The following is a 19,110-nucleotide window of genomic DNA, read 5'->3' on the forward strand; positions in this document are numbered from 1 at the left end:
TCAACTCCGCTTGAGGCGCGCCTTGGTGTGCCGGGTGGGCTCGGCCGTGGCAGGGTCCTCCGGCCACGGGTGCTTCGGATACCGCCCGCGCAGCTCGGCCCGTACGCCGCGATAGCCGTCCCGCCAGAACGAGGCGAGGTCGGCGGTCACGGCGGCGGGTCGCCCGGCGGGGGAGAGCAGATGCACGAGGAGCGGTATCCCGGCCACCGCCGGGGTCTGGCCGAGCCCGAACATCTCCTGCAACTTCACGGCGAGCACCGGGCGTTCGGGATCGGAGTAGTCGACCCGGATGCTCGACCCGCTCGGCACCGTGATCCGCTCGGGCGCCAGCTCGTCCAGGCGGCCCGCCTCCCCGCTCGCCCACGGCAGCAGCCGTCCGAGCGCCTGCCCGGCGTCGATCCGGCCGAGATCGGCGCGCCGCCGGGCCCGGCTCAGCTCGGGTTCCAGCCATTCGTCCACGCGCGCGTACAGCGCCTCGTCCGACACGTCCGGCCACGGCTCGCCCCGTTGCGCCCGCAGGAACGCCAGCCGCCGCCGCAGCGCCGTCGCCCCCTCGGACCACCTCAGCAGCCCGAGACCCTCCCGCCGCAGCCCCTCCAGCAGCGCCGCGCGCACCACCGCGGGCTCCGGGTCCGCGAGGGACCGTACGGCCAGCTCCACGGCCCCGAGCCGCTCGACCCGCCGCGCCACGACCTCCCCGTCGGCCCAGTGCACTTCCTCCCCTTCGGAGAGCAGGGCGCGGGCCGCCTCCCGCGCCACGTCCTCCCGTACGGCCGCCCCGAGCCGCACGCGCGCGTGCCCCTTCCCCCCGGGCCGGTCCGCCACCGCCACCACGATCCACGGCGCCCCACGCAGCGCCGACCCCTCCGCGAGTTCCGCCCGCGTCCCGGACGCCATGAGGTACGACCCGCCGTCCAGCTTGGCCACCCGCTCGGGAAAGGCGAGCGCGGCCACGCGACCCACGACCGCGTCGAGACCGTCGTGCTCGTGAGGGGCGCCGGGCGCCGTCGTCCCGGCGAGCCCCCGCAGCCGCCGTACCTCCGCGCGCCACCGTGCCGCGTACGCGTCCCCGCCCCGCCGGGCGCGCCGCAGCGCCGTCGCGAGGTCGTCGCCGTACTCGCGCGGGACCTCCTCCGACAGCAGGGCGACCGCCTCGGCGCCCGAGGGATCGGTGTCCAGCAGGGCGCGGCCCAGGCGGGGGTGGACGCCGAGGCGGGACAGGCGGGCGCCCCGGTCGGTGGCGTGACCCGCCGGGTCGACGGCGCCCACCGCCGTCAGGACCTCGCGGGCAGCCGCCATCGCTCCGGCGGGCGGCGCGTCCAGGAGGGCGAGACCCGAGGCGTCCGGGTCACCCCAGCAGGCCGCCTGGAGGGCGAAGGCGGTCAGGTCGGCCACCTTGATCTCGGGTGCCGGGAAGGCGGGCAGCCTGCCGTCCTCCGCCTCGGCCCAGCACCGGTACACCGCGCCCGGCGCCTCACGCCCGGCACGCCCCGCCCGCTGCCGCCCGGCCGCGCGCGAGGCTCGTACCGTCGCCAGACCGCTCAGCCCGCGCGCGTGGTCCACCCGGGGCTCGCGCGCCAGCCCGGAGTCCACGACCACCCGCACCCCGGGCACCGTCAGCGAGGACTCCGCGACCGAGGTGGCCAGCACCACCCGGCGCCGCGCCCCGGGCGACAGCACCGCGTCCTGCACGGCAGCCGGGGCCCGCCCGTGCACCTGGAGCACGTCCACGTCCGGCAGCTCGCCCAACTGTCCCGCCACGCGCGCGATTTCACCGACGCCCGGCAGGAAGCACAGCACGTCACCGGGACGCTCCGCGAGCGCCCGCCGTACGACGGAGGCGACATGCGTGAGCAGCGCCGGGTCCACCCGCATCCCGTGCGGCGGCCGGACCGGACGCGCGGGCGGCGCCCACACCGTCTCGACGGGATGCGTGATGCCCGCCGCCTCCACCACCGGCGCCCCGCCGAGCAGCCGCGCCCAGCCCTCGGCGTCCGTGGTCGCGGAGGCAGCCACCAGACGCAGGTCCGGGCGCAGGGTCTGCGTCACGTCCCACAGGAACGCCGCCGCCGTGTCCGCGTCCAGATGGCGCTCATGGCACTCGTCGAGGATCACGGCGTCGACGCCGGGCAGCTCCTGGTCGCGCTGGAGGCGCTGGAGCAGCACACCCGTGGTCACGACCTCCGCACGCGTGTGCCGCCCGACGACCCGCTCGCCGCGCACGGTGAACCCGACGCTGTCGCCGGGCTTCTCGCCCAGCAGCCACGCCATCCGCCGGGCCGCCGCCCGCGCCGCGATCCGCCGGGGCTCGGCCACCAGCACCCGCCGCGCGGACCCGCCGCCGACCAGCCCGGCGAGCACCAGCGGCACCAGGGTCGTCTTGCCGGTGCCCGGCGGCGCCACCAGCACGGCGGCGCCGCTCCCGTCCAGCGCGTCGGTCAGGGCGGGCAGGGCGGAGCGCACGGGCAGCACGGCGAGGGCGTCGTCACGGATCACGCCCCCAGTGTCGTACGCGGCCCGTTGCAAGGAGGTTGCCGACCGCCGTGAAGGGGATCCGGTCCCGGAGAGGATTTCAGTCCAGGGAGGGTTTCAGTCCCGCTCGCACACGAAGATCGCCGTGCCCGGGATCAGCGCGCCCCGCAAGGGGGACCAGCCGCCCCACTCGGAGGTGTTCCAGGCCGGCCACTCCGGCTCCACGAGGTCCACCAGACGGAACCCGGCGGACGCGATGTCCCGCACCCGGTCGCCGATCGTGCGGTGGTGCTCCACATAGACGGCGTGACCGTTCTCGTCCTGCTCCACGTACGGCGTGCGGTCGAAGTACGACGCGGCGACCGAAAGCCCCTCGGGACCCGGCTCGTCCGGGAAGGCCCAGCGGATCGGGTGCGTCACCGAGAACACGAACCGCCCGCCGGGGCGCAGCACCCGGCGCACCTCGCGCAGCACCAGCCGGGGATCGGCCACGAACGGCAGCGCGCCGTACGCCGAGCACGCCAGGTCGAAGGAGGCGTCCGCGAAGGGCAGCGCGCCCGCGTCCGCGCACACCAGCGGGATGGAACCGCCGATCCGCAGGGCGTGCTGGAGCTGGCGGTGGGAGAGGTCGAGCGCGACCGGGCGGGCGCCCTGCGCGGCCAGCCAGCGGGAGCACTGCGCGGCGCCCGCGCCGATCTCCAGCACGTCCCGGCCCTTGAGGTCCTCGGGCGCGCCGAGCAGCTCGGCCTCCACCTCGTCCAGACCCTCCGGACCCCACACGAAGCGGTCGTCGCCGAGGAACGTGCCGTGCTCGACCTGGTACTCGTCCGCGTTGCGGTCCCACCAGCCGCGGTTGGCGCGGCTGCTCTCCGCGACGTCCGCGTCACGGCGGGTTGCTTCCGGCTCGGTCCCCTCGGGATCGGGCCCCATGGGCTCTTGGATGATGGGCTCCCTCGTCGTACTCTTCCGTCCAACCGACCCGCCGGGCGAGTGTCACGGAACGGGTCTCCCGGGCCTGCGTGGCCAGTTGGGACGATTCTTCTGCCGGGAATGCGGCGATCCGCCCCGGGTGTGCGCCTTCGCGCATTGACCCTGCCCGGCTGCCCCCGTATGCTACAAGTTGCGCTGCGGGCCTGCGCACCTCAGACGTAGCAGGTCGCGCTCGCATCTGTATGTATCCCTCGGTTCTCGAGGCGCCACCGGGCACCCGGTGCTCAAGTGGCGCTTCCTTGGCTGTCCGGCTTCTACAGAGCGAAACGGGCTCCCGGCGTAAGCAGTACCTACGACTTCAATGTCCGTACCGGAGCCCTTTCCCACATGACGAGCAGCACCGAGACCACCGCCACCACCCCGCAGGTTGCGGTCAACGACATCGGTAACGAGGAAGCCTTCCTCGCCGCGATCGACGAGACGATCAAGTACTTCAACGACGGCGACATCGTCGACGGCGTCATCGTGAAGGTCGACCGGGACGAGGTCCTGCTCGACATCGGTTACAAGACCGAAGGTGTCATCCCGAGCCGCGAGCTCTCGATCAAGCACGACGTCGACCCGAACGAGGTCGTCAAGGTCGGCGACGAGATCGAGGCCCTGGTTCTCCAGAAGGAGGACAAGGAAGGCCGCCTGATCCTCTCGAAGAAGCGCGCCCAGTACGAGCGCGCCTGGGGCACCATCGAGAAGATCAAGGAAGAGGACGGCATCGTCACCGGTACCGTCATCGAGGTCGTCAAGGGTGGTCTCATCCTCGACATCGGCCTCCGCGGCTTCCTCCCGGCCTCCCTGGTCGAGATGCGCCGCGTCCGCGACCTCCAGCCCTACGTGGGCAAGGAGCTCGAGGCGAAGATCATCGAGCTGGACAAGAACCGCAACAACGTGGTCCTGTCCCGCCGTGCCTGGCTGGAGCAGACCCAGTCCGAGGTCCGCCAGACGTTCCTCACGACCCTCCAGAAGGGTCAGGTCCGCTCCGGCGTCGTGTCCTCGATCGTCAACTTCGGTGCCTTCGTGGACCTGGGTGGCGTCGACGGTCTGGTTCACGTCTCCGAGCTGTCCTGGAAGCACATCGACCACCCCTCCGAGGTTGTCGAGGTCGGCCAGGAGGTCACCGTCGAGGTTCTCGACGTCGACATGGACCGCGAGCGTGTCTCCCTGTCGCTGAAGGCGACGCAGGAGGACCCGTGGCAGCAGTTCGCCCGGACCCACCAGATCGGTCAGGTCGTCCCGGGTAAGGTCACCAAGCTGGTTCCGTTCGGTGCGTTCGTCCGCGTGGACGAGGGCATCGAGGGTCTGGTCCACATCTCCGAGCTGGCCGAGCGCCACGTGGAGATCCCGGAGCAGGTCGTCCAGGTCAACGACGAGATCTTCGTCAAGGTCATCGACATCGACCTCGAGCGTCGCCGCATCAGCCTCTCGCTGAAGCAGGCCAACGAGGCCTTCGGTGCCGACCCGTCCGTGGTCGAGTTCGACCCGACCCTGTACGGCATGGCCGCGTCGTACGACGACCAGGGCAACTACATCTACCCCGAGGGCTTCGACCCCGAGACCAACGACTGGCTCGAGGGCTACGAGAAGCAGCGCGAGGAGTGGGAGCGCCAGTACGCCGAGGCGCAGACCCGCTTCGAGCAGCACCAGGCGCAGGTCATCAAGTCCCGCGAGGCGGACGAGAAGGCCGCTGCCGAGGGTGGCGACGTCGCCGGTGCGGCTCCGGCCGCCTCGGGTGGCGGTTCGTACTCCTCCGAGGGTGCGGACACCTCCGGTGCCCTGGCTTCGGACGAGGCGCTTGCCGCGCTGCGCGAGAAGCTGGCGGGCGGCCAGAGCTGAGTCGCTCCCGCTGAGGCTTAGCAGGTAAGTCCGAGGGGCCCGTACCTTTCCAGGTGCGGGCCCCTTGGGCTTTTTGTGCGTTTTCGGGTGCGGGTGCGTTGGGGCTTGTCGCGCAGTTCCCCGCGCCCCTCAGGTGGGACATCCCGCCGTGTCTCGAAGAGTTGCTCTTGGTGATCTTGGGAATGCCGCTGGGTTTGTGGGTGTTGGGGGTATGGACACTAGGAGGGGCGGTCATCGTGCTTGATCCGCAGGGTTTGTACGCGTGGGAGCCGAAGGGGCTGGCCGTGGTGGACATGGCGCTGGCTCAGGAATCGGCCGGGCTGGTCATGCTCTACCACTTCGACGGATACATCGACGCCGGAGAGGCCGGCGACCAGATCGTCGAGCGGCTCCTCGACACGCTTCCCCACCAGCTCGTCGCCCGCTTCGACCACGACCGGCTCGTGGACTACCGGGCCCGCCGCCCGCTGCTGACGTTCCAGCGGGACCACTGGACCGACTACGAGGTCCCCGCCATCGAGGTCCGCCTCGTGCAGGACACCACCGGCGCGCCCTTCCTGCTGCTCTCCGGACCCGAACCGGACGTGGAATGGGAGCGGTTCGCGACGGCCGTACGGCAGATCGTGGAGCGGCTCGGCGTCCGGCTGTCGGTGAACTTCCACGGCATCCCGATGGGCGTCCCGCACACCCGTCCCGTCGGTCTCACCCCGCACGGCAATCGCACCGACCTCGTGCCCGGTCACCGCAGCCCCTTCGACGAGGCCCAGGTGCCCGGCAGCGCCGAGGCGCTGATCGAGTACCGGCTCGCCGAGTCCGGTCACGACACGCTCGGCGTCGCCGCCCACGTCCCGCACTACATCGCCCGCTCCACCTACCCGGACGCCGCCCTGACCGTCCTGGAGGCGATCACCGCCGCCACCGGGCTCGTGCTGCCCGGCGTCGCGCACTCCCTGCGCACCGAGGCGCACCGCACCCAGACCGAGATCGAGCGGCAGATCCGCGAGGGCGACGAGGAACTGACCTCGCTCGTCCAGGGGCTTGAGCACCAGTACGACGCTGCCGCGGGCGCCGAGACCCGGGGCAACATGCTCGCGGAACCGGTCGACATCCCCTCCGCCGACGAGATCGGCCGCGAGTTTGAGCGGTTCCTCGCGGAGCGGGAGGGCGAGGGCTGAGCCGGGGCAGGGGGCTGGGCTCGTGCCGGGCGGGTCGCGTGTGCTGAGCCGCGTGGCTTCGGGCGGGTGCCCGTCGGCACCGGGAGGGTGTGAGGCGGGCGGTCCGCGTTGAGCCGCGGAGTCTGGCCAGGTCGGCGCCCCCGGTGGACGATGACGGGCAGCGGGTCGTGCCGCAGCCTGCCGAGCCGGGCGTCGGCGCCCGTCGGGCGGGCTCTAAGCTTCCGGTCATGCTGACAGTGGGTCTGACCGGTGGCATCGGCGCCGGCAAGAGCGAGGTGTCCCGGCTGCTCGTGGAGCACGGGGCCGTACTGATCGACGCCGACCGGATCGCGCGGGAGGTCGTGGCGCCGGGCACCCCCGGTCTCGCCGCCGTGACCGAGGCGTTCGGGACGGAGATCCTCGCCGAGGACGGCTCCCTGGACCGTCCCCGGCTCGGCGCCCTCGTCTTCGCCGACCCCGAGAAGCTCGCCCTGCTCAACTCGATCGTGCACCCCCTGGTGGGCGCCCGCTCCCGCGAGCTGGAGAACGCCGCGCGCCCCGGCTCCGTCGTCGTCCACGACGTGCCGCTGCTCACCGAGAACGACCTCGCCCCCCTCTACGACCTCGTGATCGTCGTGGACGCCAGCCCCGAGACCCAGCTCGACCGGCTGGTCCGGCTGCGCGGGATGACCGAGGACGACGCCCGCGCGCGCATGGCCGCCCAGGCGAGCCGCGAACAGCGCCTGGAGATCGCGGACATCGTCGTCGACAACGACGTACCCCTGGAGGCGCTGAAGGAGCGCGTCGACCGGGTGTGGGAAGAGCTGGCGGCGCGCGCCCGCGAGGACGGTTCGACGGAATAGCCCTCGGCGTACAGGCGTTGGAATGCCCGAGTGAGGGAAGGACTTCGCCGTGCCCGAGACCAGCGGATCGACCGGACGTACACCGGAGACGCATGTCATCGACTTCCGTGCCGCCGAGCGCCTGCTCGACGCGCGGGACCCCAGAGGCGCGGTGAAGCTGCTCGACGAGGTCATCGCCGCCCACCCCGAGAACACCGCCGCCCGGCTGCTGCGCGCCCGTGCCTTCTTCGCGGCCGCCCAACTGCGCCCCGCGGAGCTTGAGTTCACCATCGTGCTGGAGCGCGAGCCGGACAACGCCTACGCCCACTTCGCCCTCGCCCGCACCTACGAGCGCCAGGGACGCCCCGGCCAGGCCCGCCGCCACTTCCGGCTCGCCGCGGCCCTCGACCCCAACCCGCAGTACCTGCGGGCGGCGCGCTTCGACTCCTGAGCGCGGGCGAGTGTCCGTCCTGAGCCTTGGTGTCCCGGGTCAGGGGTGTCGGCGAGGTGTGGGCGGACGGCGCAGCCGGGGCGGTTTCGGTCCGCCCGGCGGTCCGTCGTCCACGGGCTCGTACGGCGGGACGTCACGGCCCGGCTGGTAGTGCGGACCCTGCCGCAAGTGCCGCAGGACCAGCGTCAGATCGACGGTGACCACCAGCCACAGCACGGCACACGCCGCCGCCCAGCCCGGCCGTCCGACCAGGACGAAGGCGACGGTTCCGAAGACCGCCCAGCCGAACCCCCACACGGCCAGCCACAACCGCGCTCGCAGCGCACTGCGCGCGGTCGTCGGTTCACTGCCCGTACGCATCCCGTCTCCACTCCTCCTTGCAACGTACTCTTCGCCCGCCCCGCGACCAAGGGCGTCCTCACGGGCAGCGCCAGGGGCGGTACCAGAGGCGGCCACCGGGGCGAAGAGTTCCCGCCGGACCGCGAATTGACTCGAACGAGTGGACTGGTCGACGGACGGGAACGGCCGTGCGAGCGCCGCGCGTTGTGCGGGCATGACGGTCGAAATGCGTGAGGGATACGAGGGCACGGGTCCCGGGGCGATCACTCCGGACGGCTGCGCGGTCGAGCTGTACAGCAGGCTGCCGGTCGGAGACGAGCCGGACGTCATCGCGGCGGCGGTGCCCGCCGGGGCGCACATCCTGGAGCTGGGCAGCGGGGTGGGCCGGGTGACCCATGCCCTGCTGGAGCGGGGCTTCACGGTCACCGCCGTGGACGAGTCGGCGGAGATGCTGGCCCGGGTGAGAGGGGCGCGCACGATATGCGCCCCCATCGAGGACCTGGACCTGGGCGAGCGGTTCGACGTGGTCATGCTCGCCTCGTTCCTGGTGCACACCGGCGACCCGGAGGTGCGGCGCGGTCTGCTGCGCACCTGCGTCCGGCACGTCGCGGAGGGCGGCTGTGTCCTCCTCCAACGAGAGGGCGCGGACTATCACTCCCGGATACCGAGGGAGCGGGTCGACCCGAGCGGCTTCACCGTGCGGATCGTGGCGAGCGACCCGGTGGGGGAGGGGGTGCGCTCGGTGCGCGCCGAGTATGTGTTCCCGGACGCGCTCTGGACCCAGACCTTCCGCGCCCGCCCCCTGACAGTGGCGGAATTCGAGGAGGTGCTGGCGGAGGCGGGACTGGAGGTGAACAGCTATCTGACGGAGGACGGGATGTGGGTACGGGCGGTGGCGCTGCCGCTGGGCTGAGCGGAGTGAGGCTGAGCGGGGCTGAGCTGGGCGGGGCGGGCTGAGCTGGGGGTGGGCTCGGCGCGGGGCGCGCGTCGGGAGTCACCGTCCTGGGCGTCGCCCTCCGGAGCCGCCGGATCGGTCGAGTCGGTCCGGTCGGTCGGGTCGGTGCGGTCGGTGCGGTCGGTGCCGCCGGGGTGACCTGGTCGACCGGAGTGACCGGTGTGGACGGTGTCGTCCCGTTCCTCGGGCGTCCTGCGTGCCGCTGCCGAGGCGCCCAGTGATCCCAGGCCCCGGAGTCGTTCCAGCTCGCGGCGGTCGCGCTTGGTGGGGCGGCCGGCGCCACGGTCGCGGACACCGGCGGGGGCAACCGCCTCGCGCGGTGGCGGCGGGGGCGAGTTGTCGACGTAGCACTCGACGGCCACGGGCGCGCCGACCCGCTTGCGGATCAGCCGCTTGACGATCACGACCCGCTCCCGGCCCTCGTGCCGCAGCCGTACCTCGTCACCGACCCGCACGGCGTGGGCGGGCTTCACCCGGTCGCCGTTCACATGGACATGGCCGCCACGGCAGGCGGTCGCGCCCAGCGAACGCGTCTTGACCAGGCGCACGGCCCAGATCCAACTGTCGATCCGGACGCTCTCGCCCGTCGCCGGTCCCGCTGCCTTCGCGGCGGCCACGGCAGCCGAGGTCTTCGGGTCGGGGGCATCGGAGTCACGGCTCACGTCGTCGTCCGCGTCCGGTGAGTCCTGCGCAGCCAAAGCCATGCTGCCGACCCTAACGCGTCGTGCTGTCCGGGCCGGACCCGTTTTCCGCCCGGGTACCCCTGCGGCGGGAGTCTCCTGCGAGCGCCGTCCTCCGCCGGTGCCGTACTCCTCCAGGAGCCCTCCCACGGCCCACCCCCGGATGCGCCCCGGCCGACCGGACCCGACGCTGAAGTGATCGGTGCCGGTGAGGAGGGACGAGGAGGGGACATGGAGACGGCGGCGCAGGCCCAGGAACCGCCCCGGCGCGAGCGGAGGTTCACCTTCCCGAGCGCGCTGACCGTCCTGGCCGTCGTCACCGTGGCGGTGTGGCTGCTCGCCTTCCTGATCCCGCCGGGGGAGTACGCCCGCGACGCCTCGGGCGCCCCCGTCCAGGGCACGTACCACCGGGTGTCCTCGGGGCGGTCCTTCACGGACCGGCTCGACGATCTGTTCCTCTCCCCGGTGAACGGACTGTACGGACTGCGGGACGCCAGGAGCGGTCTGGTCGGACCCGACCTGTCCGGGAGTCTGTACGGCGCGGCGGGGGTGTTCCTGTTCGTGCTCGCCATCGGCGCGTTCATCACGGTCGTGTTCGCGACCGGGGCGCTGGACCGGGGCATCGCCCGGCTCGCCCACCGGCTGCGGGAGCGGGGTGCGCTGCTGATCGCCGGGATCATGGTGGTGTTCTCGGTGCTCGGCACGGTCGAGGGCTTCGCCGAGGAGACCCTCGGCTTCTACGGGCTGATCGTGCCGTTGATGCTGGCACTCGGCTACGACCGGATGGTCGCCGTCGGCACGATCATCCTCGGCGCGGGGGTCGGGGTGCTGTGCTCGACGGTGAACCCGTTCGCGACCGGGGTGGCGTCCTCCGCCGCCGACATCTCGCTCGGCGACGGCATCCTGCTGCGCTCGGCGATGTGGCTGGTGCTGACGGCGGTGACGGCGGCGTACGTGATCCGGTACGCGCGGCGGGTGCGACGCGATCCGGCGCGGTCGCTCACCGGGTTCCTGCCCGGCGACAGGGACCACGCCACCGAGGCGCCGGACGCGGAGCCCGAGCTGACCGGGCTGCACAAGGCGGTCCTGATCACCATGGTGCTGGTCTTCGCGTTCATGATCTTCTCGGTGGTGCCCTGGTCGAGCGCGCTGAGCGGGGACGCGGACGCGAAGCCGTACGGGTTCGAGCTGGACTGGTCCTTCCCGCAGCTCGCCGCGCTGTTCCTGTGCGCGGCGGTGCTGGTGGGGCTGGTGGCGCGGATGGGGGAGCAGCGGCTGAGCGCGACGATCGTGCAGGGCGCGGCGGACTTCATCGCGCCCGCGCTGGTGATCGTGCTGGCCCGGGGCGTCACCGTGATCATGAACAACTCGCGGATCACCGACACCGTGCTGCACTCCATCGAGGGCGTGGTCAGGGGCACGTCCTCCGGTGTCTTCGCGGTGATCGTGTTCGTGGTGAACCTGCCGCTGGCCTTCCTCATCCCCTCCACCTCCGGGCACGCCACGCTCGCCATGCCGATCCTCGCCCCGCTGGCCGACTTCGCCGGGGTCTCGCGCGCGGTCGTCGTCACCGCCTGGCAGGCGTCCAGCGGCTGGATGAACCTGTGGGTGCCGACCACCGCCGTCGTCATGGGCGGGGTGGCGCTGGCGAAGGTCGGCTACGACCGGTATCTGCGGTTCGTGTGGCCGCTGCTCGCGGTGCTGTTCGTGCTGATCTGCGGTTTCGTCGCGCTGGGGGCGGCGTTCACCTGAGGGGCGGGACCGGACGCCCGGCGCGGGTGCGGGGCTTACGGTGGCCGGTATGGACGACAGCGCCGCCCTCGCCCGCCTCGACCGGCGGCTGACCGAGTGCCGGGCCTGTCCGCGCCTGGTCGAGTGGCGCGAGGAGGTGGCCCGTACGAAGCGTGCTGCCTTCGCCGACCAGCCGTACTGGGGGCGCCCGGTGCCCGGCTTCGGACCGGCCGACGCCCGCCTGGCGATCATCGGGCTCGCCCCCGCCGCGCACGGCGGCAACCGCACCGGCCGCATGTTCACCGGCGACCGCTCCGGGGACGTGCTCTTCCAGGCGCTCTACGACGTGGGTCTGGCCTCGCAGCCGACCTCCGTGAGCGCGGACGACGGTCTGGAGCTGTACGGAGCCCGGGTGACCGCGCCCGTGCACTGCGCCCCGCCCGCCAACAAACCCACCCCGGGCGAGCGCGACATGTGCCGCCCCTGGCTGGTCAGCGAACTCGAACTGCTGCGCCCCACCCTGAAGGCGGCCGTCGTCCTCGGTGCCTTCGGCTGGCAGGCGGCGCTCCCCGCCCTCGCCGAGGCGGGCTGGCCCGTACCGCGCCCCCGCCCGCCCTTCGCTCACGGCACCCGCGTCGCCCTCGGCGACCTGGACCTCTTCGGCTGCTTCCACGTCAGCCAGCGCAACACCTTCACCGGGCGTCTGACCACGGAGATGCTCCGCGAGGTCCTGAGCACGGCGGCCCGGGCGGCCGGACTGGGCTGACCGGCCGCCCCGACCCTCAGGGGCGCCAGACGTAGCGCACGTCCGGCTCCCGTTCCTCGTTCCCGGCGCCGTCGGTGTACTCGACGGCGGTGAAGCCGTGCCGCTCGTAGAAGCGGCGGGCGGGCTTGTTCACCTGGAACGCCCACAGGTCGAGACCGCCCGGGACCCGTTCCTTGGCCAGTGCCACGAACCGGTCCCCGAGTCCGCGCCCGCGCCAGACCGGGTCCAGATAGAGCTGGGACAGCGTCTCCCCGTCGAGGACCATCATGCCGACAATCCCCGCCCCCGCGTCCTCGGCCACCCACGTCTCGTGGCGCGGGAGGACCACGTCGCGCAGATAGGCGCGCACCTCGTCGTCGGAGTGGGGCCGGACGACGGTGGGCAGCGCGGCGGCGAAGGAGCGCAGCCAGACGTCGGCGGTGGGGCGGGCGTCCGCCGCCACCGCCCGGCGCAGCGTCACCGGGGTCGTCGTCACCGCTCCGGAACCGCCGCCGTCGCCGTGATCTCCACCAACTGGCCCGGATAGCCGAGACACGCTATGCCGAGCAGCGTCGAGGAGTGCGGGCCGTGGCTCAGACCGGACGCCTCGACCGCCTTCCAGACGGCGGCGAGGACCGCCGGGTCGTCGCTCACCACGTACACATCGGTGGCCAGGACGTGTTCGAGGTCGCTGCCCACGGCGTGGAGCTGGGTGCGCAGATTGGCGAGGACCTGCTCGGCCTGGCGCACGGGGTCGCCCGGACCGACCAGTTCGCCATGCTCGTCCAGCGGGACCGCGCCCGCGAGGAAGGCGATCCGGGTGCCCGCCTCGACCACGGAGGCGTGCGAGTAGGTGGGCGGCGGGAAGAGACCGGGGACGGTCACACGGCGGATCATGGCGGCTCCAGAGACGGGACGACGGGTGACCTCCGCATCATTCGCGGCTACGACCCGCCCCGCACCCGAATTTCGGTGCGCCCGCCCGCCGCCTCCCGTAGCGTCGCTCCGGCTTCCGCCCCGCCCTCGCCCAAGGACACCCAAGGACCCCCATGCCCGCCCGCTCCGACACCGGCTTCCTCGCCGCGACCGCCGACCGCCTCGCCGCGCTGCCCACCGTCCGCGCCGTCGCCCTCGGCGGATCACGGGCGCAGGGCACCCACACCCCCAGCAGCGACTGGGACCTCGCCCTCTACTACCGGGGCGCCTTCGACCCCGGTGACCTGCGCGCCCTCGGCTGGGAGGGCGAGGTGTCCGAGGTGGGCGGCTGGGGCGGCGGGGTGTTCAACGGCGGCGCGTGGCTGACGATCGAGGGACGCCGGGTGGACGTGCACTACCGGGACCTGGACGTGGTGGAGCACGAGCTGGCCGAGGCGGAGGCGGGCCGGTTCCGGGTGGAGCCACTGCTGTTCCACCTCGCGGGCATCCCCACCTATCTGATCGTCGCCGAGCTGGCCGTCAACCAGGTGCTGCGCGGCAGCCTGCCCCGCCCCGCCCGCTACCCGGACGCCCTGCGCCGCAGCGCCCCGCCGCGCTGGTCCGGCGCCGCCCGCGCCACCCTCGGCTACGCCAGGGCGCACCACGCCCCGCACGGCCGCCTCACCGAGGTCGCGGGCGCCCTCGCCGTCGCCGCCGCCCAGTTCGCCCACGCCGTGCTCGCGGCGCGCGGTGCGTGGGTGACCAACGAGAAACGGCTGCTGGAGCGGGCCGGGCTGCGCGCCATGGACACGATCACCGGCGCCCTGCGCCCCGAGCCGCACTCCCTGGTCGGCGCCGTCGAACAAGCGGAGGAACTGCTCGGCGCGCACACCTGAACACCCCCTTCACCTGCCGGAAACCCGCCCGTCGCCGGTACGCGACAACGCCCCGTACTGTGGAAGGCGGCACCAGCCCGGCCACCGTCGTCCGAAGGCACGCCCCCGCCCTCGTACGAACAGGAGCCCCGTGTCGCGCCCCGCCGCCCGGTCACTGCCGCCTTGGCTCGCCCATGCCTTCCGCGCCCAGCGCGGGCCCGTCCCCTGGAGCGCGGTCGCCCGTGGCGCGCTCGCCGCCGGACCGCTGCTGCTCGCGGGCGTCCTGGCCGGACACGTCGCGGACGGCGTCCTCGCCGCCACCGGCGCCATGCTCGCCGGGATCAACGACCGCCCCGGCGGTCGCCGCCTCGCCGTCCGCAGCCTCGCCGTCCCCGCGCTCGCGGGCGGTCTCGGCCTGCTCGTCGGCACCGGCGCGGGCGAGCGTCTGCCCGCCGTACCGCTGACGCTCGTCCTCGCCCTGCTCGGTCTGGTCGCCGGCTCGCTCAGCGCCGTCGGACCGCTGGCCTCCGCCTCCGCGACCCAGTTGCTCGTCACCGCCGCCATCGGCGCCGGAATGCCCAGCCCAGAGAGCGGCTGGCAGCGCGCCCTCGCCTTCCTCGCCGGAGCTGCGTGGCTGCTCCTGCTGCGCCTCGCCCTGCCCACCCCCGGCTCGCTCGTCTCCGACCTGCGCTTCGAGGGCGAACGGACGGCGGTCGCGGAGGTGTACGACGCCATCGCCGGTCTGCTCGACGCCGTCGGCGGACCCGACGCCACCGCCCGCCGCGCCGCGCTCACCGCCGCCCTCGACCGCGCCCAGGACGCCCTGGCCGGACCCCGGCTGCGCCGCTACGCCACCCTGGCTCCCGAACGGAAGCTGCACGCGCAGTACGTCGCCGCGCTCCCGCTCGCCGAGGCCGCCACCGCCCTCTTCTGGGCCGGTGAACCCCTCTCCGCGCGGGCTTCCGCCGGACCCCGGCGGCTCGCCGCCGCCGTGCGCGGCAACACCGGGACGGGACCGCTGCCCGCCCCCGCCCGCACCACGCCCGCCCTGCGCGCCCTGGACGACGCGCTGCTGCGCGCCGCCGAGACGTTCGACCGGGCCGACGGCGGCGCACACCGGCTGCTCGTGCGCCCGTGGGCGCTCCGGCGCGCGCTGCGGGCCGCGTTCGGCACCGGGGGACGCGAGTACGGGCTGCGGGTCGCCCTCTCCTTCGGCGCGGCCGCGGGCATCGCCCAGGCGCTGCACCAGAGCGGCTGGTACGGCAGACACCAGCACTGGTACTGGCTGCCCGTCACCGCCGTCTTCCTCGTCAAGCCCGACCTCGGTCCGCTCGCCTCCCGGGTGCTGTGCCGGGCGGCGGGCACCGTGCTCGGCGCACTCGTCTTCGCCGGGTTCGCCGCGGTGCTGCCCCGGCCCTTCGGGCTGATCGTGCTGGTCGCGGTGTGCGGGGCGCTGCTGCCCGTCTCCACCCGGCACTTCGCCGCGCTGACCGCCGTCGTCACCGTCCTCGTCCTCGCCCTGATCATGATCGGCGGCGAACCGCAGGCGAGTGTCAGCCGGATCGCGGAGACCACGCTGGCCTGCGCGCTGGTGCTGATCGTCGGACATCTGCCGATGCCGGGGAAACGGGGCGCGGGCGTACGGGCGCGGCTCGCCGCCGCCGGGACCGCCGCCCACGCCTACCTCGCGCACGTCATGGCCGAGTCCGGCGACCGCTCCGAACGCTGGGCGCTGCGCCGCGAGGCGTACCGCACGCTCGCCGAGGCGCACACCGCCATGGCGGTCGCCGCCGCCGAACTGCCCGCCCTCGCCCGGCACACCCGCGACACCGGCGCGGTGGCCACCGCCCTGGAACGGCTCGTGGACACCACCACCGCCTGCGCGGTCCACCTCGACGACACCGGTCGTCTCACCCCGCGCCACACCGACCGGCTCCAGGAAGCCCTGCGCGAGCTGGACAGCGGCGGACGGGACTGGCGGGTGCTCCCGGCCGCCTGACCCGCCCGCATCCGGGCGCCGGGAAACCCGCGAAGAAATCCCGGCGCCCCGCGATGAGTTCCGCCCCCGCCCGCGGTCAGCACCACGACACCGACCGTCGGACAGGCAGGAGGGCCCATGTCGCTTCCGGAGATCGTCACCCGCGAGGAGTGGCGCGCGGCGCGCGAGGAGTTACGGCGCAAGGAGGAGGCGGTCGCCCGGGCCCGGGACGCGCTCGACGCCGAGCGGCGGCGGCTGCCCGTCGTGGAGGTCGACCCGGAGTACGTCTTCGAGGGCGGCGACGGCAAGGCCACCCTGCTCGACCTCTTCGACGGCCAGACCCAACTCGTCGTCCACCACTTCATGTTCGCCCCGGAGTGGACGCAGGGCTGCCCCTGCTGCGCCGCCTTCCTCGACCAACTGGGCCACCTCGACCGGCTGCGCGCCCACGACACCGCGTTCGCCGCCGTCTCCCGCGCGCCGTTCACCCGGATCCTGCCGTACAAGGCGCGGATGGGCTGGGCGGTGCCCTGGTACTCCTCGGCGCTCGGTGACTTCAACCGCGACTTCGAGGCGACCGTGGAGCAGGAGGGACGCCCGGTCGAACGCCCCGGGCTGAGCTGCTTCCTGCGCGAGCGCGACCGGGTCTTCCACACCTACTCGGTCCACGACGACGACGTCCTGGACGGACTCGGCGCCGTCCCGGGGCTGCTCGACCTGACCGCGCTCGGCAGGCACCCGAACGGTGGCGGTGCGCACTGACTCGGTGTCGGCAATGTCTCAGTCCCGTCACCGGCCGAGGCGATCACCCCCTTCGAAGCGTTGACTTCCATGAAGTACGACGTCTTCTGGAGGTGCGAGATGGTGAACGGGCGAACGGAGCTCGGGCGCTTTCCCGCCGGTGGACCGCGCGGATCATGGCCGGCGGAGGAGTTCGCGCACGCGCGACGCCTCGAAGGGCTGCCCGCGGAGGTCGTGATGGACCTGGCCACGGACACGTTCCTGGTGATCCTGCGGAGACCGGAGGGCGCCGACTGAGACCTACGGGCGACCCGCTCACGCGGACCGGGGCGTCGGCACCGGCGCCGTGAACTGGTCCGCCTGGAGCGCGTACAGCTCCGCGTACACCCCGCCCCCGGCCAGCAGCTCCTCCGGCGTCCCGGACTCCACGAGCCGCCCGCGCTCCAGCACGTGCACCAGATCGGCGTGGCGTACGGACGCCAGCCGGTGGGTGATCAGTACGACGGTCTGCCCGCTGCCCGCCAGCGCCCGGATCTTCTCGAACACCGCCAGCTCGGCCCGCGCGTCCAGCGCCGCCGTCGGCTCGTCCACGATCAGGATGTCGCCGCGCCGGTAGGCGGCCCGCGCGATGCCCAGGCGCTGCCACTGACCGCCGGACAGCTCGTGGCCGCCGCTGAAATTGCGCGCCAGCAGGGTGTCCAGCCCGTTCGGGAGCGCGGCCACCACCTCCTCGGCGCCCGCCTCGGCCACCGACGCCTCCAGCCGCTCCTTGGTCATGGGCACCGACGAGCGGCCGACGGCCACGTTCACCTTCGCGGTGAACGGCCAGCGCTTGAAGTCCTGCGCCACCATCGCGACCCGCTCCGCCAGCGCCCGCCGGTCGGCCCGCGCCGCGTCCACGCCGTCCCACAGGATGCGGCCCCGGTCCGGGGTGTACAGCCCCGCCAGCAGCTTGACCAGGGTGGTCTTGCCCGAGCCGTTCTCACCGACCAGCGCGATGATCCGTCCCGTCGGCAGGCTGAGGCTGACGCCGTCGAGGGCCGGGCGGGTGTTCTCGCCCGGGTAGCTGAAGGTGACGTCCTCGAACCGGATCTCCTTCGGGTCCTCCGGCAGCTCCTCCCCGCCGACCGGGATCGCCCGCTCCGCCGCCTCCGCGTACATCCGCTCCAGGTCGCCCACGAAGAGCGCCTCCTCGTGCAACTGGTTGATCTCCAGCACCAGCGTGTCCAGGCTCGCCGCGCCGGTCCGGATCGCGATCACCGCCGTACCCGCCACCGACAGCGCCATCGCGCCCGCGACCAGCAGCCCGCCGAGCGTGGCGTACGTGGCGAGCGTCGCGAGACCGGTCCAGGCGGCGGCGACCAGCCCGGTCCGCGCGGCCAGCCGTGACAGCCGCGCCTGCTCCGCCTCCGCCGTCTCCGACATCGACCGGTAGTGCCGCAGCAGGAACGGCCCGACCCCGTGCACCCGGATCTCGGGCGCCGCACCCTGCTCGGTGAGCAGACTGCCGATGAGCTGCCCGGCCCGGGCGTGCTGCACCCAGACGTGGAACGACTCGTAGCGGCGCCGCGCGATGGTCAGGGAGCTCCAGGCGCTCGGCAGGGTCATGGTGACCAGCAGCGGCAGCAGCGCCGGATGCAGGACGGTCAGCACACCGGCGGCAGCGATCAGGGAGATCAGCGCGTTGATCACGCGGGCGCTGTAGGAGATCATGTGCCGCGCCGAGCGGGCGCCGTACTGCGCGGTGTCCAGCAGCTTGTGGAAGGCGTGGTCCTCGATCGCGGCCAGCTCCACGTTGGCGGCGCGTTCCAGATACAGCTCGGTCGCCACGCGCTCCACCTTGGGCTCAAGGCGCCCGGTCGCGTAGGTCGAGGCGGCTCGCAGCAGCGCGGCGACCAGCATCATGGCGGCCATCACCGCCAGCGCCGGTGCCGCCGACCGCAGCCGCTCCTCGATGTCCGGGCCGGTCAGCAGGCTGCCGAGCGCGCTGTTCACGGCCAGCAGACTCACCGCCTGCGCCACACCCCGGCCCACCTCGGCGGCCAGCACGGTCCGCGCGGCCACCGGGTCCGCCCGCCGCGCCAGCCGCAGACTGGACCCCAGCATCCCCGGCAGCCGCCGCACCATCGCCTTGAAGCTCAGCTCCAGGAACGCCTGCGAGTGCTCGTTCCACCCCATGTCGTACCTGAGCGGTCCCCCGAACAGCAGCCGCTCCGACTCCGACACCTCGGTCTCGTCCCGCCCCCGCCTCCGCCCCACCCCGAACCTCCCGCCGCCACGCCCGAACGGCCACTATCCCGACCCACCACCGACACGGGCAGGGCGCGAGCGGGGGTGCGGGGGGCGCGGGGGGAGTGCGACGCGCGCCGGAACGGTGCCTTCCGGGGCGGGGTCGCGCAGGGGCGGGGCGCGACG

The 19,110-nt window shown here is 73.5% G+C and carries 18 protein-coding genes; 11 read left to right on the forward strand and 7 right to left on the reverse strand.

What is annotated here, in order from left to right; translation table 11 throughout:
• Positions 1-2,496 carry an ATP-dependent helicase HrpB gene (gene hrpB / locus IF655_RS25140; protein ID WP_199587392.1) on the reverse strand — a complete coding sequence of 832 codons (2,496 nt, stop codon included), beginning with the start codon at positions 2,494-2,496 and terminating at the stop codon, positions 1-3.
• Between the two features lie 93 nt (positions 2,497-2,589).
• Positions 2,590-3,402, reverse strand: coding sequence for a class I SAM-dependent methyltransferase (locus IF655_RS25145; RefSeq protein ID WP_199587393.1), 813 nt, complete (start codon positions 3,400-3,402; stop codon positions 2,590-2,592).
• Positions 3,403-3,789: 387 nt separating this feature from the next.
• On the opposite strand from IF655_RS25145, the gene rpsA reads away from it, so the two are divergent.
• The 4 genes from rpsA to IF655_RS25165 all read left to right on the forward strand — a co-directional run bounded on the left by rpsA (position 3,790) and on the right by IF655_RS25165 (position 7,736).
• Complete coding sequence (gene rpsA / locus IF655_RS25150) at positions 3,790-5,289, forward strand: 30S ribosomal protein S1 (RefSeq protein WP_199587394.1); 1,500 nt, start codon at positions 3,790-3,792, stop codon at positions 5,287-5,289.
• A gap of 236 nt (positions 5,290-5,525) precedes the next feature.
• Entirely contained in the window at positions 5,526-6,464 is a 939-nt protein-coding gene (locus IF655_RS25155) for a PAC2 family protein (RefSeq protein ID WP_199587395.1), read from the forward strand.
• Positions 6,465-6,691: 227 nt separating this feature from the next.
• The gene (coaE, locus tag IF655_RS25160; protein WP_199587396.1) at positions 6,692-7,306 is read left to right on the forward strand and encodes a dephospho-CoA kinase; all 615 of its coding nucleotides are present in this window, start codon (positions 6,692-6,694) and stop codon (positions 7,304-7,306) included.
• 49 nt (positions 7,307-7,355) lie between these two features.
• Positions 7,356-7,736 (forward strand): tetratricopeptide repeat protein, encoded by a 381-nt coding sequence (locus tag IF655_RS25165; RefSeq protein WP_199587397.1) that lies wholly within the window; start codon positions 7,356-7,358, stop codon positions 7,734-7,736.
• Between the two features lie 39 nt (positions 7,737-7,775).
• Here the strand turns inward: IF655_RS25165 and IF655_RS25170 are convergent, their stop codons facing one another.
• Positions 7,776-8,096, reverse strand: a complete 321-nt coding sequence (locus IF655_RS25170) for a DUF6343 family protein (protein WP_199587398.1) — start codon at positions 8,094-8,096, stop codon at positions 7,776-7,778.
• Positions 8,097-8,289: 193 nt separating this feature from the next.
• On the opposite strand from IF655_RS25170, the gene IF655_RS25175 reads away from it, so the two are divergent.
• Complete coding sequence (locus IF655_RS25175) at positions 8,290-8,988, forward strand: bifunctional 2-polyprenyl-6-hydroxyphenol methylase/3-demethylubiquinol 3-O-methyltransferase UbiG (protein WP_242488924.1); 699 nt, start codon at positions 8,290-8,292, stop codon at positions 8,986-8,988.
• Here IF655_RS25175 and IF655_RS31315 read toward each other — a convergent pair.
• The gene (locus IF655_RS31315) at positions 8,934-9,734 is read right to left on the reverse strand and encodes a S4 domain-containing protein (RefSeq protein ID WP_242488925.1); all 801 of its coding nucleotides are present in this window, start codon (positions 9,732-9,734) and stop codon (positions 8,934-8,936) included. The two genes, IF655_RS25175 and IF655_RS31315, sit on opposite strands and share 55 nt — an antisense overlap.
• A gap of 207 nt (positions 9,735-9,941) precedes the next feature.
• On the opposite strand from IF655_RS31315, the gene IF655_RS25185 reads away from it, so the two are divergent.
• Together IF655_RS25185 and IF655_RS25190 are read left to right on the forward strand one after the other, a co-directional pair.
• A complete protein-coding gene (locus IF655_RS25185; RefSeq protein WP_199587399.1) occupies positions 9,942-11,462 on the forward strand; it encodes a YfcC family protein in 1,521 nt (506 codons plus the stop codon).
• A gap of 49 nt (positions 11,463-11,511) precedes the next feature.
• Positions 11,512-12,207, forward strand: a complete 696-nt coding sequence (locus IF655_RS25190) for a uracil-DNA glycosylase (protein WP_199587400.1) — start codon at positions 11,512-11,514, stop codon at positions 12,205-12,207.
• A 16-nt stretch (positions 12,208-12,223) separates the two neighbouring features.
• Here the strand turns inward: IF655_RS25190 and IF655_RS25195 are convergent, their stop codons facing one another.
• Both IF655_RS25195 and IF655_RS25200 read right to left on the reverse strand, forming a co-directional pair.
• Positions 12,224-12,682, reverse strand: a complete 459-nt coding sequence (locus IF655_RS25195) for a GNAT family N-acetyltransferase (RefSeq protein WP_199587401.1) — start codon at positions 12,680-12,682, stop codon at positions 12,224-12,226.
• Positions 12,679-13,083, reverse strand: a complete 405-nt coding sequence (locus IF655_RS25200) for a RidA family protein (protein ID WP_199587402.1) — start codon at positions 13,081-13,083, stop codon at positions 12,679-12,681. Before IF655_RS25200 ends, IF655_RS25195 begins: the two co-directional genes overlap by 4 nt.
• Positions 13,084-13,235: 152 nt before the next feature.
• Between IF655_RS25200 and IF655_RS25205 the strand changes: the two genes are divergently transcribed.
• The 4 genes from IF655_RS25205 to IF655_RS25220 all read left to right on the forward strand — a co-directional run bounded on the left by IF655_RS25205 (position 13,236) and on the right by IF655_RS25220 (position 16,992).
• Positions 13,236-13,997, forward strand: coding sequence for a nucleotidyltransferase domain-containing protein (locus IF655_RS25205; RefSeq protein WP_199587403.1), 762 nt, complete (start codon positions 13,236-13,238; stop codon positions 13,995-13,997).
• 130 nt (positions 13,998-14,127) lie between these two features.
• Positions 14,128-15,975 carry an FUSC family protein gene (locus IF655_RS25210; RefSeq protein ID WP_199587404.1) on the forward strand — a complete coding sequence of 616 codons (1,848 nt, stop codon included), beginning with the start codon at positions 14,128-14,130 and terminating at the stop codon, positions 15,973-15,975.
• A 117-nt stretch (positions 15,976-16,092) separates the two neighbouring features.
• The gene (locus IF655_RS25215) at positions 16,093-16,716 is read left to right on the forward strand and encodes a DUF899 domain-containing protein (RefSeq protein WP_199587405.1); all 624 of its coding nucleotides are present in this window, start codon (positions 16,093-16,095) and stop codon (positions 16,714-16,716) included.
• A 102-nt stretch (positions 16,717-16,818) separates the two neighbouring features.
• Positions 16,819-16,992, forward strand: coding sequence for a hypothetical protein (locus tag IF655_RS25220; protein ID WP_206776421.1), 174 nt, complete (start codon positions 16,819-16,821; stop codon positions 16,990-16,992).
• 18 nt (positions 16,993-17,010) lie between these two features.
• On the opposite strand, the gene IF655_RS25225 is transcribed toward IF655_RS25220, so the two are convergent.
• Positions 17,011-18,873, reverse strand: coding sequence for an ABC transporter ATP-binding protein (locus IF655_RS25225; RefSeq protein WP_242488930.1), 1,863 nt, complete (start codon positions 18,871-18,873; stop codon positions 17,011-17,013).
• Between the last annotated feature and the right edge of the window lie 237 nt (positions 18,874-19,110).

The organism is Streptomyces sp. DSM 110735 (genome assembly GCF_016482685.1).
In the GTDB taxonomy this organism is placed as follows: Bacteria; Actinomycetota; Actinomycetes; order Streptomycetales; family Streptomycetaceae; genus Streptomyces.